At 33.2% G+C, this 24,175-nt stretch carries 18 protein-coding genes and 10 pseudogenes; 20 read left to right on the top strand and 8 right to left on the bottom strand.

Annotation, left to right across the window (positions count from 1 at the left end; genetic code table 11):
• Positions 1-90: 90 nt before the first annotated feature.
• Positions 91-791 (bottom strand): annotated as a pseudogene (locus AC1M36_RS25310) (IS6 family transposase).
• Between the two features lie 379 nt (positions 792-1,170).
• Entirely contained in the window at positions 1,171-1,617 is a 447-nt protein-coding gene (locus AC1M36_RS25305; RefSeq protein ID WP_336454158.1) for a GNAT family N-acetyltransferase, read from the bottom strand.
• Positions 1,618-1,809: 192 nt separating this feature from the next.
• Here AC1M36_RS25305 and AC1M36_RS25300 point away from each other — a divergent pair.
• From AC1M36_RS25300 to AC1M36_RS25265, 8 genes and pseudogenes are all read left to right on the top strand, one after another.
• Positions 1,810-1,893, top strand: a pseudogene (locus tag AC1M36_RS25300) (recombinase family protein); the annotation flags it as partial.
• 131 nt (positions 1,894-2,024) lie between these two features.
• Positions 2,025-2,915, top strand: coding sequence for an Rpn family recombination-promoting nuclease/putative transposase (locus tag AC1M36_RS25295; protein WP_336454159.1), 891 nt, complete (start codon positions 2,025-2,027; stop codon positions 2,913-2,915).
• Between the two features lie 547 nt (positions 2,916-3,462).
• A pseudogene (locus tag AC1M36_RS25290) lies at positions 3,463-3,915 on the top strand (NUDIX hydrolase).
• Between the two features lie 290 nt (positions 3,916-4,205).
• On the top strand, positions 4,206-5,384 hold the full coding sequence (locus tag AC1M36_RS25285) for a macrolide family glycosyltransferase (RefSeq protein WP_336454160.1): 1,179 nt from the start codon (positions 4,206-4,208) through the stop codon (positions 5,382-5,384).
• A gap of 611 nt (positions 5,385-5,995) precedes the next feature.
• Positions 5,996-6,862: a CPBP family glutamic-type intramembrane protease gene (locus AC1M36_RS25280; RefSeq protein WP_479846319.1), complete on the top strand. Its 867-nt coding sequence runs from the start codon at positions 5,996-5,998 to the stop codon at positions 6,860-6,862.
• A gap of 563 nt (positions 6,863-7,425) precedes the next feature.
• Positions 7,426-8,178 carry a MerR family transcriptional regulator gene (locus AC1M36_RS25275; RefSeq protein WP_431613449.1) on the top strand — a complete coding sequence of 251 codons (753 nt, stop codon included), beginning with the start codon at positions 7,426-7,428 and terminating at the stop codon, positions 8,176-8,178.
• 184 nt (positions 8,179-8,362) lie between these two features.
• Positions 8,363-8,641: an AbrB/MazE/SpoVT family DNA-binding domain-containing protein gene (locus AC1M36_RS25270; protein ID WP_336454665.1), complete on the top strand. Its 279-nt coding sequence runs from the start codon at positions 8,363-8,365 to the stop codon at positions 8,639-8,641.
• A gap of 157 nt (positions 8,642-8,798) precedes the next feature.
• Positions 8,799-8,975, top strand: a pseudogene (locus AC1M36_RS25265) (transposase); the annotation flags it as partial.
• Between the two features lie 77 nt (positions 8,976-9,052).
• Here the strand turns inward: AC1M36_RS25265 and AC1M36_RS25260 are convergent.
• Together AC1M36_RS25260 and AC1M36_RS25255 are read right to left on the bottom strand one after the other, a co-directional pair.
• Entirely contained in the window at positions 9,053-9,523 is a 471-nt protein-coding gene (locus tag AC1M36_RS25260) for an NUDIX hydrolase (RefSeq protein ID WP_479846318.1), read from the bottom strand.
• A 137-nt stretch (positions 9,524-9,660) separates the two neighbouring features.
• Positions 9,661-9,873, bottom strand: a pseudogene (locus AC1M36_RS25255) (DUF6262 family protein); the annotation flags it as partial.
• 327 nt (positions 9,874-10,200) lie between these two features.
• Here AC1M36_RS25255 and AC1M36_RS25250 point away from each other — a divergent pair.
• A pseudogene (locus AC1M36_RS25250) lies at positions 10,201-10,365 on the top strand (neutral/alkaline non-lysosomal ceramidase N-terminal domain-containing protein); the annotation flags it as partial.
• A gap of 57 nt (positions 10,366-10,422) precedes the next feature.
• On the opposite strand, the gene AC1M36_RS25245 reads toward AC1M36_RS25250, so the two are convergent.
• Entirely contained in the window at positions 10,423-11,109 is a 687-nt protein-coding gene (locus AC1M36_RS25245; protein ID WP_431613445.1) for an IS6 family transposase, read from the bottom strand.
• 85 nt (positions 11,110-11,194) lie between these two features.
• Between AC1M36_RS25245 and AC1M36_RS25240 the strand changes: the two genes are divergently transcribed.
• Both AC1M36_RS25240 and AC1M36_RS25235 read left to right on the top strand, forming a co-directional pair.
• Positions 11,195-11,914, top strand: coding sequence for a hypothetical protein (locus AC1M36_RS25240; protein ID WP_336454268.1), 720 nt, complete (start codon positions 11,195-11,197; stop codon positions 11,912-11,914).
• An 11-nt stretch (positions 11,915-11,925) separates the two neighbouring features.
• Positions 11,926-12,150 carry a hypothetical protein gene (locus AC1M36_RS25235; RefSeq protein ID WP_336454267.1) on the top strand — a complete coding sequence of 75 codons (225 nt, stop codon included), beginning with the start codon at positions 11,926-11,928 and terminating at the stop codon, positions 12,148-12,150.
• Positions 12,151-12,718: 568 nt separating this feature from the next.
• Here the strand turns inward: AC1M36_RS25235 and AC1M36_RS25230 are convergent.
• Positions 12,719-13,132: a hypothetical protein gene (locus tag AC1M36_RS25230; RefSeq protein ID WP_336454266.1), complete on the bottom strand. Its 414-nt coding sequence runs from the start codon at positions 13,130-13,132 to the stop codon at positions 12,719-12,721.
• Positions 13,133-14,169: 1,037 nt separating this feature from the next.
• Here AC1M36_RS25230 and hblC point away from each other — a divergent pair.
• The 5 genes and pseudogenes from hblC (at position 14,170) to AC1M36_RS25205 (ending at position 19,456) form a co-directional block, all read left to right on the top strand.
• On the top strand, positions 14,170-15,489 hold the full coding sequence (hblC, locus tag AC1M36_RS25225; RefSeq protein ID WP_479846317.1) for a hemolysin BL lytic component L2: 1,320 nt from the start codon (positions 14,170-14,172) through the stop codon (positions 15,487-15,489).
• 64 nt (positions 15,490-15,553) lie between these two features.
• Positions 15,554-16,774, top strand: a complete 1,221-nt coding sequence (hblD, locus tag AC1M36_RS25220) for a hemolysin BL lytic component L1 (RefSeq protein ID WP_479846316.1) — start codon at positions 15,554-15,556, stop codon at positions 16,772-16,774.
• A 36-nt stretch (positions 16,775-16,810) separates the two neighbouring features.
• Complete coding sequence (hblA, locus tag AC1M36_RS25215) at positions 16,811-17,938, top strand: hemolysin BL binding component B (RefSeq protein WP_479846315.1); 1,128 nt, start codon at positions 16,811-16,813, stop codon at positions 17,936-17,938.
• 183 nt (positions 17,939-18,121) lie between these two features.
• Positions 18,122-18,298, top strand: a pseudogene (locus AC1M36_RS25210) (hemolysin BL lytic component L1); the annotation flags it as partial.
• Between the two features lie 30 nt (positions 18,299-18,328).
• Complete coding sequence (locus AC1M36_RS25205; RefSeq protein ID WP_336454262.1) at positions 18,329-19,456, top strand: ClyA family alpha-helical pore-forming toxin; 1,128 nt, start codon at positions 18,329-18,331, stop codon at positions 19,454-19,456.
• Positions 19,457-19,613: 157 nt separating this feature from the next.
• Here the strand turns inward: AC1M36_RS25205 and tnpB are convergent.
• Positions 19,614-20,660: pseudogene (gene tnpB, locus AC1M36_RS25200) on the bottom strand (IS200/IS605 family element RNA-guided endonuclease TnpB); the annotation flags it as partial.
• Between tnpB and AC1M36_RS25195 the strand changes: the two are divergent.
• The 3 genes and pseudogenes from AC1M36_RS25195 to AC1M36_RS25185 all read left to right on the top strand — a co-directional run.
• A pseudogene (locus AC1M36_RS25195) lies at positions 20,650-20,823 on the top strand (IS6 family transposase); the annotation flags it as partial. The pseudogenes tnpB and AC1M36_RS25195 overlap by 11 nt on opposite strands.
• Before the next feature lie 300 nt (positions 20,824-21,123).
• Entirely contained in the window at positions 21,124-21,558 is a 435-nt protein-coding gene (locus AC1M36_RS25190; protein WP_479846314.1) for a VOC family protein, read from the top strand.
• 931 nt (positions 21,559-22,489) lie between these two features.
• Positions 22,490-22,735, top strand: a complete 246-nt coding sequence (locus AC1M36_RS25185) for a hypothetical protein (RefSeq protein WP_336454447.1) — start codon at positions 22,490-22,492, stop codon at positions 22,733-22,735.
• Between the two features lie 594 nt (positions 22,736-23,329).
• On the opposite strand, the gene AC1M36_RS25180 is transcribed toward AC1M36_RS25185, so the two are convergent.
• The gene (locus AC1M36_RS25180; RefSeq protein WP_336454446.1) at positions 23,330-23,782 is read right to left on the bottom strand and encodes a hypothetical protein; all 453 of its coding nucleotides are present in this window, start codon (positions 23,780-23,782) and stop codon (positions 23,330-23,332) included.
• A 181-nt stretch (positions 23,783-23,963) separates the two neighbouring features.
• Between AC1M36_RS25180 and AC1M36_RS25175 the strand changes: the two are divergent.
• Positions 23,964-24,175: pseudogene (locus AC1M36_RS25175) on the top strand (hypothetical protein); the annotation flags it as partial.

The following is a 24,175-nucleotide window of genomic DNA, read 5'->3' as shown; positions in this document are numbered from 1 at the left end:
ATGAAGCCATCCTTTTAAAAAGGAAGTGATTTATGGTTCTGTTGCGAAGTTTTGTTAAGGTTAAGTGGTGTCAACAAAAAGTTGTACATTTTATGCGGTTGTTAGTAGCCCCTGTAATTTATTGTACGTCGAAAAACCGAAGTCTGAGCCAAGACTTCGGTTTCGTTTATATAAAGCATGAATGGTTTCGATGCCTTTCAAGGTACGGGAAGCGTGGCGAAGATTTTGAAATTCTGCGGATTTGGAAAAACGTCGCTTCACATGCCTATGGTCCTGTTCAATGAGATTGTTCAAATGCTTGATTGTACAATGAGTTGTATTTATATAAAAGCCTTGTTCTCTTAATTTGTTAAATGCGCAAAGTAATGCTGGTGCTTTGTCTGTAGTGAGAACCGCTGGTTCTCCAAAGATTTTGACCAATCTTTTCATAAAGGCATAGGCAGCCTGATGATCCCGTTTTTTACGAAGTTGAATATCCAATGTGTGCCCGCCTTTATCAATTCGCCTTTATCAATTGCACGATATAAATAACACCATTTTCCTTTGACTTTTATATAGGTTTCATCTAGTTTCCAAGATAATTGAACGTTTTTATTTTTCTTCTTCCAAATTTGATAGATAAGATTTCCATATTCATGAACCCAGCGCATGATGGTTGTTGGGTGAACCAAAACACCACGCTCCTTCAAGATTTCAGATACATCACGATAACTTAAAGAAAAACGACAATAGTAGCCGACGGCTACCAAAATAATATCCTTTTTAAACTGTTTTCCTTTAAAATACCCCATATATCATTCTCCTGCTCACACTTTTTCTGCAGGTTATCTCAGTTTAGAAATCTTTGCAACAGAACCTTGGTAAACATAGCTAGTAAAAGTACTTACTTCCCAAGAAGCTCCCACTTCAAACGTCAGCTAAGTGGTGAGTAGTTCAAAAAATTCAGTAGTCATTTTGTTGTTTTTAAATAAAGTTTGATCAAATTGATACTAATAACCTTAATAAATGTTCATAGAAAAGAGCGTGTTTTGAAAAAAAGATTGATCAAAACACGCTCTTAATATTTTCAGTTGGTTCATTCTTTTATAAAAAAGTTTGATTATTTCCTATCTATGTTGCTCCACAATCGGGCCCTTTACTTTAATAAGTCTAAAAGTCATTTTCAAGTACTTACAAGGAATACTTAGCTAATTGTTCACCCCAAGATGATAATTCAGTCTCAATAAATCCTACCTTTTTATATACAAATTTTGCTGTAAGATTTTCAGGATCATATCCAATCATTATTAAAGAAATGTTTGCATTATTATTTCGTCTTATCTCTTCAATAACCAGATATATAGCTTGCTTACCTATACCTTTTCCTTGAAATTCTTCATCAATCATAAGTCTATAAATCCAATAATTATTATCATCAGGGTCTATCCCAAATATAGTAAATCCTATCATTTTATTATCAAGATAAATACCTTTTGCATAGAAATTATCTAGAAATTGAACTTCTGCGATAGAATAAAGGTTGGATGCAATAAATGTTTGTTGTTCTTCTTTAACAGATAATCTAATTGCTTCTTCCCAATTACTTTTGTCAATAGGCTTTAAATAAATTTTTTTCAATCTGGTACTCTCCCTTTAATATTGAATGGGAACCACGTATTTTATGGGCTATTGAAACGTTATCCCCTTGTTTTTTCGCCCAATTAAGTATAAATAACTTCTCATCGACAACGCCTCCTTAAAAATACAATTAAAAACAAATTATTATATTCAATATAATTATAATATTTCCTCTATAATTTATTGAAGTGATATGATTCTAAAGAATACAGCATAAAGGAAATTGTGAATATGACTGGTATTAGTCAAGCAATGCTGTATAGATACACACGAAAAAAATAAACAGATGCTGCAGGATAAAGAAGCTACAATGAATTAAACCTATAATAATAACAGTAGCATTTGCATGTGTAGGGGGCTATCTTATAAAATATAGTTAAGAAAAGAAAGACAGGGAGAGGAAACCCATGTCGACCAAATTAGTAAATTTACGAATTGATTTTGCTTTTAAACAGTTATTCGGAACAAAGGGGAACGAAGAAATTTTAATCGGATTCCTAAACGCCATCTTAGAAGAATCTTTAGATACCCCTATTTCATCATTACAACTTGAAGATCCACACCTTCATAAATCTTATGAAGATGATAAGTTATCTATTTTAGATTTATTAGCAACACTAAACAACGGAACACAAGTGAATATAGAAATTCAGCTTCGAAATACACATGATATGGTAAAACGCTCTTTATATTATTGGAGTAAACTCTATACATCCCAAATGCAAGAAGGGATGCCATATCGTTCACTTCGAAAAACAATCACTATTAACTTGTTAGATTTCATATTATTTTCTTATGACGAATCATTTCACACCATCGGTCAATTATGGAATTCCAAAACGAAAAAGATATTAAGTGATGATATCGAAATCCATTTTGTGGAGATTCCAAAATTAGTGAAGCAATGGCGTGAAGAAAAAGTAAACCCATGGGAAAATATGTTTGTCCGTTGGATGTTATTGTTGCCAGCCCATGAAGATGAACACTTAACTCAGACATTGGAGGAGATTGCGATGAATCAAGATCCAATTTTACAAAAAGCAATCAATAAATGGGAAAATATGAGCCATGATTCTTCTTTCCGAACAGCTTATGAAGCTCGTGAGAAAATACTTTTAGATGAACAAGCTAAAATAGCCCATGCGCGAGAAGAAGGATTAGAAAAAGGTAGAGAAGAAGGTATTGAACAGGGAAAAATCCAATTAATTCGTGGTATGTATAAAAATGGTATGCCGTTAGAAGACATTGCAAAATTCACTGGTCTCAGTACAAAAGAAATACAAAAATTACTACTATAGTTACTTTGCACCTAATTAAAATTAGGTGCTTTTTTCAGTTCTAATGCTAATGTATGTAAGCTTTGTATCAGAATCGTTATAATATGAAATTCATTTTATTATAGTTAATTAAAAGTGAATATAAATATAAAACTATCTGCAAGAATAACCTATTTTGTTAAGTGACAAAATAGTTGTTTAATTTACAATAAAGTCGTTTAAAAAATAATAAAGTTGTTAAAAAAATGCGGGTCATTCTATTCCACAATCCGGCCATTTTGTGGAGTAAGGGGTTTCATAAAACCCCACTTTTTTAATGCAGCTGCCATGTTTCTTCAGAAGCCGAAAATGTTAATTCATCAACGCTGTATAATAATCTAAAATAAACGAAAAATGACGATAAGTTGAAACTCTTAGGTGCCCAAAGGGTTTCATTTAGGTTTGGTTCCGTTAATGATGCGTTATGTTAACCGAGCATGTATGAAATATACATAAATAAGTCAGCCAAAACCCATAAAATTTTCCTCCTAAAACATGGTAATATTTTGTTATGGGAGGGAGAAAAAACATGGCTGATTATGTAAAAGAATTAAGGGAATTTATAGGTACAAGACCAATTATTGTAGCTGGTTCTACAATAATTGTCTTTAATGAAAAACAAGATTTATTGCTTCAATAACGTTCGGATACAAACGACTGGGGTTTACCAGGAGGGGCAATGGAATTAGGGGAATCCTTTGAAGAAGCAGCTAAACGAGAACTCTATGAAGAAACAGGCTTGCTAGCTGAAAGTTTTGAACTAATAGATGTTCTCTCTGGCGAAGATTTTTATTACAAATATCCACATGGGGATGAAGTATACAATATTATTGGTCTGTATAAAGCAAAAGGAATTTCAGGTAATTTAAGTATGGAAGATGGAGAAAGTATTGCTTTGAAATATTTTTCTTTGAAAAACCTCCCTATTTTACTTGAGAGTAGAGCTAAAATCATAATTGAAAAGTATTTCAAAGAATTCTAGATACATTTACTTCCGATTTCGGGTTTTATATAAATAAAATAGGTCTAAAGTATGAATCAGTTTCATTATTAAGTATGATTTGAAAATTCCTTTTTTTGTTATCATTTAATTAATATTTAACAAATGGGGGGTGAAATATAAAGCTTAAGGTTCAAGGGGTTTCTGAACGGGTTTTGCAGGTAGAATCAATGGCTAGAGCAGCGGGGGATTATTTGTATCCTTAATAGTCAAAGAGAAAGCAGTAAGAGAGTTAATATGTTGCAAGTATTGAGACAAGGAGTGTTATTCGGATGGCAAACATTTTAATGATTAATTTTCCAGCAGAAGGGCATGTCAATCCTACTTTGGGCATTGTAAAAGCTTTTGCGGAAATAGGAGACAGTGTTCACTATATTACAACTGAAAAATTTAAAGAACGTTTAGAAAAAGTTGGCGCAACGGTTCATCTTCAGCCTGATTTATTGAGTAAAGCATCCATTGATCCGTATTCGAATGCCGGTTTAAATGCCTTTCTGAAAATTCAAATTCAAACTTCATTTGACGCTTTAGATATCACAAAACAGTTATCTCAGGATATTGATTTTGACTTTGTATTTTATGAAAAATTTGGAGCAGGGCAACTAGTGAGAGATTACTTGCAAATTCCGGGAGTTTGCTCTTCAGCATCCTTTTTGTTTCCCAAAGAATTTCTTAAAAACATGCCTTTATCTCCAGAATCCGGATTTAAACCTGATGAAGAAGCTGAAAAGTTAATGGTACAAATGAAAGAATGTTATGGCGTAGAGCCGGAGAGCTCGGCTCAGTTTATGAATAATGCGGCGGAATTAACGATTGTATTTACGAGCCGGTATTTTCAGCCTAATAGCGAAAAATTCGATGATTCAAATATCTTTATCGGACCGACATTCCCAAAGAGGGCTTATACGGGTAGCTTTCCCTTTGAAGCATTAGAGGATGAACAAGTCCTTTATATTTCGATGGGGACGGTTCTTGACCGTACAGAGGAGTTTTTTAATACATGTATTGATGCATTCTCTGATTTCAAAGGAAAAGTTGTCATCGCTGCCGGTGAAAGAGTAGATATGACAAAAATTAAAGAAGCTCCCGAGAACTTTATCATTTCTTCATATGTACCGCAATTAAAGGTACTCGAGCATACGGATGTCTTTATTACCCATGGCGGTATGAACAGCGTGAATGAATCGATCCACTTCAATATCCCAATGGTTGTTATCCCGCATGACAAGGACCAGCCTACAGTGGCGCAGCGTCTGACTGAGCTTAATGCCGGCTACAGAGTATCAAAGGATAATTTGAAACCTGAAACGTTAAAGGATGCCGTTAAAGAAGTGCTGACCAACGAAATCTATAAAGAGGGTATCAAAAAAATTAATGAAAGTTTTCAAAAAAGCGGCGGGACAGAAAAAGCTATAGAAGCTATTGATGTTTTTGTGCAAAACAAAAAATGAAGAGAAACACAAAGCCTTATTCAATGCGAGTTGAATAAGGCTTTTTTAGTTTGACTTCCGATAAAAAAGATTATTTTAATTGAACAAATATAATTGAAAATTATTCTAATTATAGTAAAATTTATTAAATTGGTAACTATAATGAAAAGCGAAAAAGATGATTTACCTTGGAAAATATTTAAATTATGAATATCAATTCCAAGAAGTATCCGTTTAGCATTTTTGTGGTCAATTCTTATAGGATTTTCTTAATTTAGGTTGGATAAAAATCATACGTAAATTATTTGGTTAAGTATATTGGAAAATTTTCAGTAATCCTATTATTTTCAGTATTTTGAATGTATACTTTTCTTTTTGTTTTTGAGGATATTATGATAATTGAAATATATTCAATGTTATTGAGAGATGAATGTAAACTAATACTCAAAAGCGAGAAAGAAATTAGACGAAATTTGAGTGAATATAAGCTAGATTAGATATTAAATAATCAATCAACTAAGATCACCCTATGAAAATGGTGGGCACTGTGAAGGAATATATGATTATCAGGAAGGGGCGTTATTCTTAATTAGGTCCATAAGGTAGATCACTATATAGGAGGCAAACAGTATATGAGATGGATATTTCTTTTAATAGCAGGATGGACAACATTAACTACCGGTCTGTTCCTAGGTTCTCTTTCTGGTACAATTGCTGAACAACAGTTCAACTTATCTAGAAATATTAAATTGTTAATTCAGGGGATCGTAATGAGTGGATTGGTGGTTCCGATTATTCTATATTTATATCAGCGTGTCTACCGGCTCACGGGTATAAAACCGAAAAAGCCGGTTTATTCATGGGAAAATGCCTATCATTTTATAACAGGAGTCCTTTTGGCCACTTTACTCGCTTCGTTAGGATTTATAATTGCTTCTTTCCAAGGGTGGATCGTCATTGAAAAATGGCATGCGCCCAATTATTGGTTTACAGCGCTACTAATAAATATGGTCATTGCCTTTTTTTATGAAGCTTTGCCAGAGGAATTGGCATTACGAGGGATGATATATGATATATTACGCCATCGTTTCATTGCTTGGCTAGCAGTATTATTTCAAACTTTGTTATTTTTATCTATCCCTATAGCAGTTAACCAGATTCAAGCTATCGTTGGACTTTCCCCTGGAAACTCTATTGACCTTTCTTATATCATATTAATTTTATGCTTTGGGATATGTTTGCAGTTGCTTCGGCTCTGGCCTGGGAGTCTTTGGACAGCAATTGGTTTTCACCTTACATACTTAGAAATTGCCAGATTTGTTATCTTCCAAAATGGATATGATGTTCCTCCAATTGTAACCTACCAAGACTCAGTGCTCGGACTTGGTGGATTATTTGTTGCTGTCGGTATGATTATTGTTGGAGGCATCGTTGTATCACTCATCATATTAGGCGTGAAGCGATTTATACGGAAGAGTTCCAATTTAATCCAAGGTTAGCTTTCATAAAATAATACACAACAACACCTAATCAAATAGGTGTTGTTGTGTTTCTTTCTGTAATAAGATTTTATGTTAATCCCACATGTATAGGGTGTACATCGTACATAATCGATATAGTTCCAAAAGGTGGACCTTTTGGGATGGTATAAAATCTAAAAAGAAAAGAGTATGTGAATGGAAGGTAGGTTTATTTCCTTTAAGCAAAAGTGTAAAAACATCTTGTTTCTGGTCGGAAGTTTTTGGATCATAATGTTTTTCATGTACGGAGAAAGCCTGTTACAATGAGAAAACGGCATAGGGTATGAAATTATAGAGCTTAAAATATATAAGGTGTTAAATAACAATAAAGTCGTTTAATTATAAATAAAATCGTTACATTTACAATAAAGATGTTTAAAAACGCAAATCATCTTATTCCATTAAACGACCATATTTTTTTAAAATCAAGGCAAGAAAACTTAATTAAAAAGGCTATATGATCTACAAAAACATATAGCCTTTTTTAGTGTTGACTCTTACCTTAGAGGATACTTTAGTATAAAGAGCATGGAAAGAAGGAAATAGAACTGTATACCGTTAATGAAGTTGCAAAACTATCCCATACAACAGTAAAGACGTTACACCATTATCACAAGATAGGTCTTTTGATTCCAGAGCAAACGACAGAAGCTGGATATCGTTTATACGGAAAAAAGGATTTAGAACGACTACAGCATATTCTTTTTTACAAAGCGCTGGATTTTCCTCTTAAGGAAATTAAACAATTATTAGATGGTAATATCGACAGAGAGAATACGTTGATTAAGCAAAGGGATTTACTAGAGCAAAAGATCAATCAATTTAAAGAACTAATTGATACGATCAATTTCTCCATCAAAAATACTAAAGAAGGAGTCGATTTAGATATGGCATCAATGTTTAGGGGTTTTAAAACTGAAGAAGAATGGCAAGAAGCATTAAAGGGTCAAAACGAACATTTGAAAAAAGAATATGATTTTGATTTGACGAATCAAACTATTGATGTAGAATCAATGAATGATTCCGCCATTGAAGCAAAATCATTTAATGAAGATATGATTAAATTCTTACAAGAAGGTGTCTCCGCAAACGACCCAAAGGTTTTCGAACGGGTGAAAAAATATCTATCCTTTTTAGAAAAAGATGGTCATCCATCTACACCACACGATTTCTTAAATCAAACTGAGCTATTTATTGTAGACGACTTTCACAGAAACATGTTTGAACAATGGCAAGTAGGTTACACTTATTTTCTAAACAAAGTGGCATCTAACTATTTGTCAAGTCAACAATAATGGTAATAACGAGTAAATAAATTAAAATATTCCCTTCTTCCATAAAAGGGCGCGATCGTGGTATAAAGAATGAATTTTCAATTAATTTCAAAGGGCCTTGCTACAATAAAATGTGCAAGGCTCATATGTATTTCATAACAAAATTCAATAACTTTATTATCGCTTTACATAAGGGAGAGGTTTCATGAAATCAACAGGAGTAACTCGGAAATTAGATTCATTAGGACGTATCGTTATACCAATGGAGTTAAGACGCACGCTGGAAATTGAAGAAAAGACGCCATTAGAGATCTATGTAAAAGGTGAAAAGATCATCTTAAAAAAATACGAAGCGCATGGTGTTTTTGCAATAACAGGAGAAGTATCTGATAAAAATATTACTTTAGCAGATGGAAAGATTACGCTAAGCTTAGCAGGTACAAAGATTATAAGAGAGGAATTAGAGAATCAACTTGTAAAATAATCGGCTCCTTTTAGAGGAGCTTTTTTAAGATGCATATAAATAATTTCATGTACCGTATTTATTAATAGACAAAATACATACTTTCACAAAGGGATTCTTCCCCTCTTCTGAGGTCGATGTGCTACGAGAGTTCTATATTCTCATTTTGACAGTAATGATTCTTAGTGAAGTAATGGATCGAATAGAAGAATGTGAAATTTGGATTCCGTATGGGGAAGTAAAGAGATATTATTTAAGTAAAAACGGTAAATGGTTTCGAAAAATAGAAAAAGAATGGGATGAACAAACATCCAATAATCAAGAGCAGAAAACACTAGAAAAGAAGAACCCTTAAAATCTTATCAAGACCTAATTTATTTAACTAACGCGCCCGTTAGTTAAAGATTATGGATAATTAATTTGAAGGTGTTTTTATTTAAATACACCTTTTCTTTTGGAAAGCCAATCTTCTAAGGCATCGTCGTGTTGTTTTATGAATAATTTCGGTGTTTGGTCTATTGGGAAGTATTTTAAATCTAAAGTCTCAATACCATCTGCGGTAAGTTCCCCATCAATTGGCTTGCATTGAAAAAAATGAGTGATAGTCTGAGCTTTATCTCCGTTCAGAAACTCACCAGAATATTTAGAGTAGACACCTATAAGATGTTCAACCTCAACATTTAATACTGTCTCCTCAAGTATTTCTCGTTTAGCGGTTTCTTCAAGAGATTCTCCAAGTTCCATAGCACCACCTGGAAAATCCCACTCATTTCTATCTCTCCGTTTTTGTAAAAGAATTTCATTTCGTTCGTTATAAACCATACCTCCAGCAAAATTAAGAAATATTAAATCGTGCCCTACTTTTCCCCGAATATAACGAATGTAGTCCTTATTTGTAGTCATAAATTCCCTCCCATTTATATATAAAATACAAATTAGTTATATATTAAATGGAATAAAATAGTAATAAAAATGATATTATCCCTTCTTCAACTAACCTGCCCCGTGAGTTGAAGAAGGGGGTACATCATTGTTCTCCCTTATAACTTTTTATAGACATTTGCATATGCTACTTTCAGTTGCTCCCTTAATTGCCTGTTTTCCTCTTCCAACTTTTGATTTTTTCTTTTTAGGGATGCAATGAGAGCGTCTTTGTTGTTTTCGTTCATCTTTCGCTTTACTTGTTTAGGGGTAGGTACTTGTGACTGTTGATTTCGTAATGTTTCAATTCTCGAACGGAAGTCCTTGTTGTTATTCTCTATAAGAGGTACCGCCACATATCCATCAACTTAAGAATTTTATAACGTTCCAAAAACAAAAAAATGCGCTGACTTCTCAAAGTAAGTAACTGTAGAAAAAATTTTTTTCATTTTTGGGGTATATAAAAACCTTAGCTAGATGGCTATGTATTGTGACCGCTATTTGGGGTGATAAAGGATTTTAAATCATAATATTTAGATTATTAGTGTTAAAATAAGTATAGAAATTGTGAGATTTTTTATTCAAGAATAGTAGAGCTTAGCTGAATAAGACGTAAAGTAATTACATAACAAATTACATAGATAACTGGAGAGGTTCAAATGAGTAAAGTAGGAATATGTAAGGTGGATATTACACCTCCTTTAGGTATTGATTTTATTGGATATCATAGACTAACAGGGATTAGTAAAATTGAAGAACATATTTATACAACAGTATATGTGTTTGAAAATAATCAAACAAAGACCGTATTTGTTAGTGTTGATGGTTCTGTTGCAAAGTTTCCGAAGACATAAAGAGATGGAGAATATTGTGGACCAGTTTTATGAAACTATTAATAATTCATGTAATGCGTTATACGTCGAAAAAACGAAGTTTGGTTGAAGACTTCGTTTTTGTTTGTATATGGCATGAACAGTTTCTATACCTTTAATAGTACGTGAGGCATGGCGAAGACTTTGAAACCCTAAAGAACGGGAGAATCGACGTTTCACATGTCGATGATCTTGCTCAATGATATTATTGAGGTGCTTGATTGTACGATGAAAGGTATTTTTGTAAAGACCTATCTCCTTTAATTTTTTGAATGCGGAAGCTAAAGAAGGGGCCTTATCTGTCGTCAGAATCGTTGGTTCTCCAAAAGTTCGAACAAGTCTTTTCATAAAAGCATATGCTGCTTGTGTGTCCCGTTTTTGACGAAGTTGAATATCAAGTGTTTGTCCCTCTTTATCAATTGCTCGATATAAATAACACCATTGCCCTTTCACCTTGATATAGGTTTCATCCAAACGCCAAGATAACAATGTGTTTTTGTTTTTCTTCTTCCAAATCTGATAAATGAGATTTCCATATTCATGAACCCATCGCATGATGGTTGTGGGATGGACCGATACACCACGTTCTTTCAAAATTTCAGATATATCTCGATAACTTAAAGAAAAACGACAGTAGTAGCCGACGGCTACTAAAATAATATCTTTCCTGAATTGTTTTCCTTTAAAATATCCCATTTATGATTCTCCTCACTCTGTTTTGCAAAAGTTTAGCTTAGTTTTAAAAACTTTGCAACAGAACCATGTAAACTAATGGGTAAAAGTGATTGATATAGATTTAAGCGATGAAAACTATATCGTACCTATGGACCTTACTAAAGTGATTACCAAGTTAGGACGAAAAGGAGCGAGCAGATTTGCGGATGAAGTTATTGATTTCTTTGGTGATATGGAGGGGATGGCGCGGTCGAAACGTTATTTAAAAGCAGCAGAAGGTTCGTTATTTCGGATTAAACGAATGATAGAAAACGAGGAATACCGCGTTGAGGTAATTAAACAACTGATTCATAAGGGGAATCAAAGACTAGCTAACGAGTTGATATCTTGGGGAGATAATAGTGAATTAGGAAGCAAAGCAGACCCGGTATTAAATCGATTGGACGACTTTTTCGGTAATGATACTTTATTTGATATCTTCTCACAGGAACCAAAGAGAGGGGTGAATTTTGCAAAATGGATGATGGGAGGGAAAGTGGTAATCATCCGTATTCCCAATCGTAAATTAGGAGAATTGGCTTCTAAAACACTAGTCCATTGGATCACATTGAAAACATTCATGACACGTATGCTTATGAGTAAAGAAGAACAAAAGAATGGTTGTATTATGGTATTTAATGAACCGGAGCAGTACGCAACAGAAGGACGTAAGGAACGCTTTGGTGCACTATATGCATTCCATCATTGGAATAAGCTGCCTACTTCTCTGCAGGAAAATTTGCAAGGGGCGGGGTACAACAAATTCTATTTGCTAACGATCACATGAAAACATTTGAGTTGTCCAGACATCGACTAGAGCCGACCATTTCAATTGAAGATGCAGCAAGTTTACCTAGATTCCATGCGATTATATCTGTAAGGGCCGGTGGCGATTTGCAACATGCATTTATTTGTAAAATGAAACCTCCAGTAGAACAAAAATATAATAACGCTTCTCTGACTAAACAACACACCAAGTTGTATGGCCGAAGTTGGGAAGAGCTGCAAAGACAGCAGGTATAGTTTATATGATGAGAGTGAAATGTAACTAAAATTTGAAAGAATTCTTTCACTTCTAAATGTGAGGGGCATAGCCCGATAAAAGTGCGAGATGAATTTCAGATTTTAGTTAAATTTAGTGAAAAAAGAACCCTTAGGGGTTCTTTTTTCTAGGCATATTTACAACATGGAGACTATTGAGATGACTCTTTCAAATCTTTATTAGGGGAAAGATTTTGAAAAAGTTTAGCTTGTATTCATTTTTACATAAATGTTAAATATAGTAAATTGATAATATATAGATTCACTATTACCAATATTCAATTAAAATAGTTATTACTATGTTTATAGTGAAAATAGTGTTTGAAAAGAAAAGACACCCTAAGGTGTCTTCCGTCGACTTAATAACCACTTTAATTTTAATAAAATATGTTTGGACTCCCATCCAAGTGTATTTTACCATATTTATCTATATCGGTTATTGAGAGAGTGAACTCAAACCAGCATTTTGTTTAGAATTATTTTTCTCTTAAAATGAACATTCGGAATAAATAATTATATTTTGAAGTGTAAGTTCAAATAACTTTTACCATTAATTAAATTTAGAAAGAGCGAATTTAGCTGTAAAATTCATTTTCTTCATAAATGAAGAATTCACTCCTGCTTGAAATTGTACAGAAATATTATCGTCTGTTTGCGCTTTGAATACGCGTCCATAAGGTGAATTAGCATTGTATGTACCAATTACTTGATTGTCTGCGTCAAAGACTGTGTAAGAAATCGGGAATCCTGAATTATTTACAAAGACCGTAAGTTCTTCTCCTTTTTTTAGATTAAAAGATTCTTTTTGAGACATTTCGTATGAACTCAAAGAATAATATTTCGTAACCTCTTGAATTTCTAAATCCATAGTTGCTGCACTAGCTTTTGGAACTTCTAATCCTGGTAAATTCATACCCGAAAGTACTGCGACTCCTAATGTTCCTGCTAAAATGGCTTTTTTCATAATTCTAACTCCTCCTTTAATATTCTTTCAAAAATGGCTTTAATAAGTAAATGTAAAATCCAATTACTGTAACTATTATAGTTACACTGGGAATTATTTTCAACAGAAAGTGGTATGCAATTTTGCATATCTACATAAAGGGGATAAATATGCAGAGTGTAATTAAATTATATTAAACAATAATTTAATTGTATTAAATATTTTTTATAGATTAAAATAGTTATTTTTTAATTAGATATATCAAGTTGTAACTATTGTAATTACTTAAATAATATTAAATGATCTTTATATAAGTATAATAATTTCTTTTCGCAATAATACGCAATGCAAAATTATTGAATATAATCGACAAAATTCTGCTATTTACGCATTAAAAGTTTAATGTTTTAATAAAGGTGTAATTGGTATGACCACTAAGGAGAGGAGAAGACTGCATTAATAAAAGTGCAATAAAGTTGCAAGTAACATTATATAAAATCAATATTTCATAATATTATGTTAATTGATTTTAGTAATAATTTAGTATCAAGAAAGTATCGCATTTGTAAAAAATGGGATTTTAAGTCTCTACAAAGCAAAAATGATCTTATTTTATTCCGGGGTGAAGGTATAAGCAATGTACAGTATAATTTCATCTTTTGTAATCTGTAGGGCTCTTACCGACAAAACTAGGAGAAACATTATGAAATTACTTGCAGAAAAGTCATAGCAGGGTTAGTTGTAGGAGCAATGGGTTTATCTATCTGGGCTCCTGCAAGTCAAGCAGCAACTCCAAAGAAAATTATTATACTATTCATTTGGAAAATAATTCAAATGTAGGTGATGAAACTTTATTGTTTACTTGTGAAAAACATAGTATTTAAATGGGGGAAAGTAAGGTCCTTACATTCTATGAGAAGTAAATAATAACGAGAGTTTAACACTCTATACGAAAGAATTCTCCTTCCTCAAGAGTGTGCAAGAAAAGAGCCTAGCGTTAGGGTGTTCAAGATGTATGAATTAGATTGTAAACAGAAAATAGTGAAGGAGTGTACGGAATGAAAAATAAAATAATTAAAGGATTTTTAATAACATCAATTGTAACTGGGGCCACTATTCCTATCAATACTCTCGCAACACCAATCGTTCAAGCAGAAACTCAACAAGAGAACACGGATATTTCCTCATCATTACGAAAATTAGGTGCACAATCGAAATTAATCCAAACATATATAGATCAAGCTTTAATGAGCCCTAATGTACAACTAGAAGAAGTTCCAGCTTTAAATACAAACCAATCCCTAATCAAGCAAGATATGAAAGAATGGTCTTCGGAACTTTATCCAAATTTAATTCTATTAAATTCAAAAAGTAAAGGATTTGTGACTAAATTTAATAACTATTACCCAGCAATAAAAGGATTTGTAGACAATAAAGAAGATAAAGAAGGATTTTTAGATAGACTTGAAGTTCTTCAAGATATGGCTATGACGAACCAAGAAAACGTGCAAAGACAGATTAATGAATTAACAGATCTTAAATTCCAGCTTGATAAAAAACTTAAAGATCTCGATACTGATGTGACAAAAGCGCAAAGTGCCCTAAGTTCAGATGGAACAGGGAAAATAGATCAGCTAAAAAATGAATTACTAAATACCCAAAAATCAATTCAAAATGATTTACAACAAATAGCATTGTTACCAGGAGCTTTAAATGAACAAGGACTTAAGATATTTCAAGAAATCTATAGTCTTTCAAAAGATATCATTGAACCTGCTGCACAAACAGCATTGGCAGCAGTTAACAAAGGAAAAGAAATTAATAACTCTATTTTAGAAGCAGAGAAAAAAGCAGAGCAAGAAGCAAAAGAACAGGGTAAATCTGCTCTAGAGATTGAATCTGCTAAAAAAGCAGCTCGTGAAGCAATTGAAAAAAGCAAACAAGGTGAAATAGCTGCTGCTGCTGCTGCACAAACGAAAGAGTATGACCTTACGAAAGTTATTGACCCTGAAAAAATTAAAAAAGCATATAGTGCATTCGCTGAAGTAAATAAACTAACAGCAGAGCAACGAGCACATTTAGCTGATTTAGAAACACAAAACCAAAAATTTTATGATTTAACAAAGAATCTAACAATAGCAGATTTACAAAAATCAATGCTTCTTATTATGCAAAATGATTTGCATACGTTTGCAAATCAAGTGGACGTAGAACTTGACCTAATGAAACGTTATAAAGAAGATTTAGATCTAATCAAAAATAGTATTACAAATTTATCTACTAATGTTGATACTACTAACCAGCAGTCTCAAAAAGATACATTAAGACGATTAAAAAATGTAATAAGTCAACTTGAAGAGCAAGTTAATAAATTTTAATATTATTAACTTTTAAAAAATAAAGATTATAATAATCTATCGAAAAATAGGGAGGAGAATTAATATGAAGAAATTTCCATTTAAAGTGTTAACTTTGGCCACTCTGGCAACGGTTTTAACTGCTACTACCGGCAACACTCTTCATGCATTTGCACAAGAACAGACCGCTCAAGAACAGAAAATAGGGAATTATGCATTAGGACCTGAAGGACTGAAAAAAGCGTTGGCTGAAACAGGATCTCATATGCTTGTAATGGATCTGTATGCAAAAACAATGATTAAACAACCGAATGTAAATTTATCTAATATTGATTTAGGTTCAGATGGGGGAGCATTAATCAAAAATATTCACCTTAATCAGGAACTGTCTCGTATCAATGCGAATTATTGGTTAGATACAGCGAAACCCCAGATTCAAAAAACAGCTCGTAATATTGTAAATTACGATGAACAATTTCAAAATTATTACGATACATTAGTAGACACTGTACAAAAGAAAGATAAAGCAGGTCTAAAAGAGGGCATAAATGATTTAATCAGTACAATTGATACAAATTCAAAAGAAGTTACAGAAGTAATTAAGGTGTTAGAAGCCTTCAAAACAAAACTGTATACAAATACTACAGATTTTAAAAATAATGTTGGTGGCCCAGATGGGCAGGGTGGATTAACGGCAATATTAGCGGGCAAACAAGCACTAATTCCACAACTTCAAGCTGAAATTGAGAAGCTACATTCTACTCAGAAAGAACATTTTGACAATGTATTAGCATGGTCAATTGGTGGTGGATTAGGAGCAGTCATTTTAGTTATTGGAGCTATTGCAGGAGCGGTAGTAATTGTTGTGACTGGCGGTACAGCAACACCGGCTGTTATTGGTGGCCTTTCGGCTCTCGGTGCAGCTGGTATCGGTTTAGGAACAGCAGCTGGTGTCACGGCGTCTAATCATATGAACTCCTATAACGAAATTTCTAAAAAAATCGGAGAATTAAGTACGAAAGCTGATCTTGCTAACCAAGCAGTTATTTCGCTTACTAACGCGAAAGATACTTTGACATATCTGTATCAGACAGTGGATCAAGCTATAATGTCTCTCACGAATATTCAACAACAATGGAATAAAATGGGGGGCAATTATAAAGATTTATATGATAATATCGACCAAATGCAAGAACATAAACTTTCTTTAATACCTGATGATTTAAAGGCTGCTAAACAAAGTTGGAATGATATTCATAAAGATGCAGAATTCATTTCGAAAGACATCGCTTTTAAACAAGAATAGAACTTACAATCAAAACCTATATAGGAGGAATATGAAATGATGAAAAAAATCCCTTACAAATTAATCGTTGCATCGGCGCTTTTAACTATGACAACAACTTCTGTAGTCTCACCAGTAGCAACTTTTGCAAGTGAAATTGAACAAACGAACAATGGAGATACTTCTCTTTCAGCAAATGAAGCGAAGATGAAAGAAACCTTGCAAAAGGCTGGGTTATTTGCAAAATCTATGAATGCCTATTCTTACATGTTAATTAAAAATCCAGATGTGAACTTTGAAGGAATTACTATTAATGGGTATGCAGATTTACCTGGTAAAATTGTACAAGATCAAAAGAATGCAAGAGCACATGCTGTTACATGGGATACGCAAGTAAAAAAACAGCTTTTAGATACATTGACAGGCATTATTGAATACGATACAACATTTGAAAATTATTATGAAACAATAGTAGATGCGATTAATACAGGGGATGGAGATACTTTAAAAGAAGGAATTACAGATTTACGAGGTGAAATTCAACAAAACCAAAAGTATGCACAACAATTAATACAAGAATTAACTAAATTAAGAGACGCTATTGGACAAGATGTTAGAGCATTTGGAAGCAATAAAGAGACCTTGCAATCGATTTTAAAAAACCAAGGTGCTGATGTGGAGGCCGATGAAAAGCGTCTAAAAGAAGTTTTAGACTCAGTAAACTATTATAAAAAATTAGAATCTGATGGATTCAATGTAATGAAGGGTGCTATTCTAGGCCTACCGATAATTGGCGGTATCATAGTGGGTGTAGCAAGAGATAATTTAGGTCAGTTAGAGCCTTTATTAGCACAATTACGTCAGACTGTAGATTATAAAGTAACATTAAATCGTGTAGTTGGAGTTGTTTACAATAATATTAGTGAGATGCATAAGGCGCTTGATGACGCTATTAATGTTCTTACTTATATGTCTACGCAATGGCACGATTTAGATTCTCAATATTCGGGAGTACTGGGACATATTGATACCGCATCTCAAAAAGCTGATCAAAATAAATTTAAATTCTTAAAACCTAACTTGAATGCAGCTAAAGACAGTTGGAAAACATTAAGAACAGATGCTGTCACATTAAAAGAAGGAATCAAAGAATTAAAAGTGGAACCTGTTACTCAGCAAAAATAGGGGAATATTGGTTCTATTGAAAAGTTGCTTAAAAAATAGTAACTTCAGGATTTTATCGTTAAATATTTATAAAAAAATTAATGAATTCTTTTTAAATCGAAAAGGCGGAGTCTCATTAAAGACTACGCCTTTCACTTTATGTTTTTTGAGTTTAACACTCTAACAAACATTCAACAATAATAGAGTAACATGGGTGCAAATTATAAAGATTTATATGATAATATCGATCAAATGTAAGAGCATAAACTTTCTTTAATACCTGATAATTTAAGGGCTGCTAAACAAAGTTGAAATGATATTCATAGAGATACAGAGTTAATTCCGAAAGACATAGCTTTTAAACAAGAAGAAACGAATTAAAAATCAAAACCTATATAGGAGGAATATAAAATGATGAAAAAAAACCCGTACAAACTACTCGCTGCATCGGTGTTTTTAACTTTGACAACAACTTCTGTAGTTTCACCAGTAGCAGCTTTTGCAAGTGGAATTGAACAAACTAACAATGGGGATACGTCTCTTTCAGCAAATGAAGAAAAAATGAAAAAAGCTTTGCAAGATGCTGGGGTATTTGCAAAATCCATGAATGACTATGCTTGTTTATTAATTAATAATCCAGATGTGAATTTTGAAGGAATTACTATTAATGGGTATGCAGATTTACCTGGTAAAATTGTACAAGATCAAAAGAATGCAAGAGCACATGCAGTTACATGGGATACGCAAGTAAAAAAACAGCTTTTAGATACACTGACAGACATCATTGAATACGATATAACATTTGACAATCATTATGGAACATTAGTAGAGGCGAGTAATACAGGGAATGGAGATACTTTAAAAAAAGGGATTACAGATTTACGAGGTGAAATTCAACAAAACGAAGAATATGCACAAAAATTAATACAAGAATTAACTAAGTTAAAAGATAATATTGGACAAGATGTTAGAGTATTTGGAAGCAATAAAGAGCTCTTGCGGTCGATTTTAAAAAACCAAGGTGCTGATGTTGAAGCCGATCAAAAGCGTCTAAATGAAGTTTTAGCGGAAATAAACTATCAAAAAGGCATAGAATCTAAAGGGTTGACAATGGTGAAAATTCCCTTTCCTCCTGTAATGATTTCCGGTGGTATCATGATAGGTGATGCAAGAAGTAAGTTATCAACTTTAGAGCCTTTATTAGCACAATTACGTCAGACTGTGGATTATAAAATAACATTAAATCGTGTAGTTGGGGTTGCATTTAATAATATTGATCAGATGCATAATGTGATTGATAATGCTATTAAGAATCTTACTTATATGTCTGACCAATGGCATGACTTAGACTCTCAATATGCGGGAGTACTGGGACATATTGATAATGCATCTCAAAAAGCTGATCAAAATAAATTTAAATTCTTAAAACCTAACTTGGATGCAGCTAAAGACAGCTGGAAAACATTAAGAACAGATGCACTTACATTAAAAGAGGGGATAAAAGAATTAAAAGTGGGACCCGTTTCTTCACAAAAATAGGGAAGTATCGGTACTTTTTTAAGTTTTTGAACAAACATGTCAAAGTTAAGTTAGGCGTTAAAGTTCTGCCATGTTGAACTACTCACCACTTAACGTCCTTACGGACTGTTTGAAGTGGGAGGTTCCTAAGTACAGAGTTCTATTGAACTCTAATGGATTAGTAGGCTATCTCCGTAGTTCCTACGGTTAAGAGACGAATTGCCTCGTTTCTCAGGTTGATCGCTGCATTCCTATCTCTATCGTGATGTGTACCACAAGAAGGGCAATCCCACTCACGAATTATTAGATTTTTAACATCTTTGTTTTTGTATCCACAATTTGAACATAACTGACTGGAAGCAAATGTTTTAGATACCACAACAACTTGTTTGCCATACCATTTTGCTTTATATTCCAACATCGTTCGAAATTGTGACCAAGATACTTCACTAATTGCTTTTGCAAGCTTTCCATTTTTGAGCAGGTTACTGACTTGTAAGTCTTCTATACCGATGACATCGTGGTTTTTGATGATTTCAGTAGAGAGTTTATGTAAGTAATCAGCTCTCGCATTGGCAATATGTTCATGGATTCTTGCAACTTTCATACGCTGCTTGTTCCAGTTCGAAGAACCTTTCGTTCTTCTGGAAAGGATACGCTGTGCTTTTGCTAACTTTTCTTCTAATATATGGAAGAATTTAGGGTTCTTGTATGTTGTTCCATCAGAAAGAATAGCAAAATCTTTTAACCCAATGTCCATTCCACAAGTGGATTTTGTTTTAAGCATTTCTTGTACCTCTGTTTCGACAAGAATAGATACAAAGTATTTACCACTTGGGTTACGTCGAATCGTTGCATTTAGAATACGACCTTCTACTTCACGACTTTTGGCAAAGCGAACAAGGCCAAGTTTCGGTAATTTCATTTTGTTACCTACAATCGCAATATTGCCGTTCGTTTGCTTTGTTGTGTAGGATTGAACTTTATTGTTTTTAGATTTGAATCGTGGAATATCATTTTGTTTCTTGAAAAAACGCGAAAAAGCATCTGCGAGGTTTTTTAATGTGGATTGAAGAGCAATACTATCTACTTCTTTTAACCAAAGTGTATCCTGTTGCTTCTTTAATTGAGTAAGCTCGGCAGAGCAAGAAGGATAGGTTAATCCTTTTCCTGTCTCTTTATAGGTGTCATTCCAGAGAGCAAGAAAATGGTTAAATACAAGGCGACGGTTTGCTAAATCTGCAGGATTTCAAAATCTACGTCATGCTTCTCGTACGATTAAAGGAATCGAAACGACTCATGCTCTATATAAACGAAACCGAAGTTTGCGGCCAAACTTCGGTTTTTCAACATACAATGAATTACAGCGATTACTTACTATTTCATAAAATTTGATTGTACTGAATTTAACTTTTTATCTGTTAAAGAATTTTGCAACAGAACCCATATCGTTGTAATTCTTCCGCAAATGGTTGTAGTTCATCTTGAATCGAGAGATTCATAAAAAAGCGTCATCCTTTCTAATCTAGCTTGTTTAGAAAGGATGACGCTTTTTATACTTGAGGGTATTAAAATTTCTTAAATTAATAGGAATGTATGGTGAGGCTCTGCCCATTAAAATTTTCTTTAAAAGAACATATGTGCTATAATATTTTTATTCAGAAAATTACGAAAGGTTGTAGGGATGAATGTTAAAAAAATTTTTATTTACAAGGGTAGGACATAATTATATTCCAACTACAAATATTGATACGTCTATTAAATGGTATACTCAAAATCTAGGTCTTAAATTGATTAATAAATTTGAAGACCGCGGGTCATATATTGCAGTTTTACATTATCCTCATAAAAATGTAATTGCTACTTTATTGATCCAAACAGAGAACAACAATCCTTTAGAAAGAATAAGAAATGAGAAAGCATTTCCTGTGATTGCATTAAATTGTGAAGATATCGAATATACTCATAATCAGCTAAAAGAAAAGGGAATTCAAGTTGAAGATATTAAGGTGTTAGGGCAAGGGGAAGCTAAATATTTTTATTTCAGAGATAATGAAGAAAACTTGTTAGAGGCAACCTGGTCAATTTGGGATCCCCTAGATAAGATAAGAGAAGGATGGTAGGGTCCTGTTGCAAAGTTTCTTCTGAATCAGAAAACTTACGTTTTCGCTTTATAAATCCGATTTCTCTTGCAAGTTCTTTTAAGAATACAGGTGTAACATATCGTTGTAATTTTTTCGCAAATGGTTGTAGTTCATCTTAAGTCGAAAGATTCACAAAAAACATCATCTTTTCTAATCTAGCTTGTTTAGACAGAATAACGTTTTGTTGTACGTGGGGGGGGGAGGAATAAAATTTCTTGAGTTGATGGGCATGTGGCGGTATCCCTCTATAATTAAAAAGGACGAATCTTTTACTCTAAAAATATCAATTTATATTTAGGTATATTATGTGGGGCTTTATATGAAAATTGTATTTTACTACGGAGAAAATGTAATTTTACTGTTTTGCCAGTGAGGAATCTATGAAGTATGATGAAGTTATTCATCCAACTGAACAGCCTTCTTTAGTCCCTGCACATTGTGTGGGGATTTTTTCATAAAGAAAAAGCACTTTTAGGTGCTTTTTCTCTGTTTGTTCTCGCGTATTGAGATGACTATTCAAACCTTGTATTAGGGGACATGGTTCAAACAGATATATTACACTTAAAGTTTAACATTGACAGAATATACAGTAAATTGATAATGTTTATGCGGAATATTTCCAAAGTTTAGTATAGATATTTTTCACTATTACTATATTAAAAATGGATAAAGCAATGACCAAATTTAAGTTATAGTAATATTTTTTTATTTTTTGTGTTTTTATAATTACCCATTTTTTATGTGTTGTATAACTCAAATTAAAAGGGTTGATAAAGTTAAGTGTGGCAAGGGATTCGGAGATTGGGGCAGTTACACAAAATATAAGATATGGGTAACTAGAAGTTATAAAACAAGATATGTGTTGTGTATATTAGTTATAACATAATAAGGGGGAAAAGAGGGATGAAAAATGGTATGTGAAGAGTTATTAGGTGAGTTAATCAAATACCAAATACGTCAAAAGGGAAATCCAGATGTATTAAGAGTAAATCCGGATTATTATAGAATGTTACTAGAGCAGTTGGCATATCCTGAATGGCTGATACAAAGGAAGATGAACATGGTGAATCAAACATTACTAGGTATTAATGTAGAAATTACAGGGAAAATAAAAAAATTTGAACTGCAAAAAAATAAAAAGTTGGCAGAGTCGTAACCGCTTTTTGGCAGGAAATGTGCCGTTGTTTTGGATTCAACGTGATATATTTGTATTGTGAGAGTGGCAGAAAACACGGCTCACACCTACGTTTATATAGATCGTTACCAAATGGATGATGGTTGTGAGTTGAATGGATTGCCGGTTCATGTAATTCACAGCGATTTGCGTGACATGCTTTGAAAATGAGAAAGGGATTTCGCTCCTCTTTCAGTCGCTAACATCAAGACACACGGATTAACAGGGAAAGAAATACATTGTTTAGCGATTGAAATAGGCGTGAAAACACCTTAACCAAACGAAGTGAAATATGCGATACACAAACATGATTTGTCTATTAAACGATAAACAATTGAAGAAAATAAACAAACTCCGTAAAGTTTGTAATCTAGTTACTTTAGTATAAAAGGATAAGATGGGACGCTGTATGCGATGAAAGCCGCACGTACAGTGTTAAGCGGAGGAAGAGATGGAGATAACTTCAAAGTCTTACTTATCGCAACTATAGAATAAGAGAATTATTGGAGGGGTAGAAAAGAGAAATCCCTTGACGGATCTGTCAAAGGATTTCTTGTTTACAGGAGTGTATGACTATCAAGGTGTGGTGAATGTGATAGTACCTGATGAATCAGAGGAATGTATAGAATCCACCTTTTTCACATACAACATATAAGTCCCTACTGGAGCCGGCTTCTTAGTTGTAAAAGTAAATGAACCAGTCCCTGCAAATGTACCAGAAGCGAAGGTAGTTGTATAACCATCTGGTTCCATTTTAAAGAAGGCATACGTTATTCTTTTACCAGAAACGGTTTTTTGATCAACATTAAAAGTGATATGTCCTGCATTATTCACATAGATGTAACCGAATTGTCTAGGATCAGATAAACTTGAGAAACTATAAGAGTATTGTTCTGAGAGTAATGGCGATTGTACTAGTGGTTTAATTTCTAAGGGGTTATGCACTTGTTGAGGTGACGCGGCGTGTGCCATGCCTCCAGGTAATAAAATCCCAGTCACTAATGCTCCAATAGCTAATTTTTTAAACATAAATACATCTCCTATTCTATATTGGTTATCTATCAATTAGGTAATACAACCTAATTGACATACTAAATAATACCAATTAAGAAAAGGAGATAGTGTCATATTTTGTAAGTTAACGAAAAATTTTTAAAAATATGACGAAAATATGAACAAAAATTTCATTTTGTTGAAAAGGGGAATAGATATGGAAGTTACATATACAAAGTGGCATAACAATTGCGATGAATTAACATTAGGTCAAAAATATAAAGCGAGTTTATATAAAAAAGGGTTCTGTTGCAAAGTTTCCGAAGACATAAAGAGATGGAGAATATTGTGGACCAGTTTTATGAAACTATTAATAATTCATGTAATGCGTTATACGTCGAAAAAACGAAGTTTGGTTGAAGACTTCGT

It is taken from the genome of Bacillus sp. Medicinal_06 (assembly GCF_056711665.1).
The sequence above is the reverse complement of the archived record's forward strand: the minus strand, read 5'-3'. Positions and strand labels throughout refer to the sequence as shown.

Bases quoted from the DNA above. Each gene is read 5' to 3' on its own strand.
- AC1M36_RS25295 (WP_336454159.1), top strand. From the start codon at position 2,025: ATGTCGACCAAATTAGTAAATTTACGAATTGATTTTGCTTTTAAACAG.
- AC1M36_RS25285 (WP_336454160.1), top strand. From the start codon at position 4,206: ATGGCAAACATTTTAATGATTAATTTTCCAGCAGAAGGGCATGTCAAT.
- AC1M36_RS25280 (WP_479846319.1), top strand. From the start codon at position 5,996: ATGAGATGGATATTTCTTTTAATAGCAGGATGGACAACATTAACTACC.
- AC1M36_RS25270 (WP_336454665.1), top strand. From the start codon at position 8,363: ATGAAATCAACAGGAGTAACTCGGAAATTAGATTCATTAGGACGTATC.
- AC1M36_RS25260 (WP_479846318.1), bottom strand. From the start codon at position 9,523: ATGACTACAAATAAGGACTACATTCGTTATATTCGGGGAAAAGTAGGG.
- AC1M36_RS25245 (WP_431613445.1), bottom strand. From the start codon at position 11,109: ATGGGATATTTTAAAGGAAAACAATTCAGGAAAGATATTATTTTAGTA.
- AC1M36_RS25230 (WP_336454266.1), bottom strand. From the start codon at position 13,132: ATGAAAAAAGCCATTTTAGCAGGAACATTAGGAGTCGCAGTACTTTCG.
- hblC (WP_479846317.1), top strand. From the start codon at position 14,170: ATGAAAAATAAAATAATTAAAGGATTTTTAATAACATCAATTGTAACT.
- hblD (WP_479846316.1), top strand. From the start codon at position 15,554: ATGAAGAAATTTCCATTTAAAGTGTTAACTTTGGCCACTCTGGCAACG.
- hblA (WP_479846315.1), top strand. From the start codon at position 16,811: ATGATGAAAAAAATCCCTTACAAATTAATCGTTGCATCGGCGCTTTTA.
- AC1M36_RS25205 (WP_336454262.1), top strand. From the start codon at position 18,329: ATGATGAAAAAAAACCCGTACAAACTACTCGCTGCATCGGTGTTTTTA.
- AC1M36_RS25190 (WP_479846314.1), top strand. From the start codon at position 21,124: ATGTTAAAAAAATTTTTATTTACAAGGGTAGGACATAATTATATTCCA.
- AC1M36_RS25185 (WP_336454447.1), top strand. From the start codon at position 22,490: ATGGTATGTGAAGAGTTATTAGGTGAGTTAATCAAATACCAAATACGT.
- AC1M36_RS25180 (WP_336454446.1), bottom strand. From the start codon at position 23,782: ATGTTTAAAAAATTAGCTATTGGAGCATTAGTGACTGGGATTTTATTA.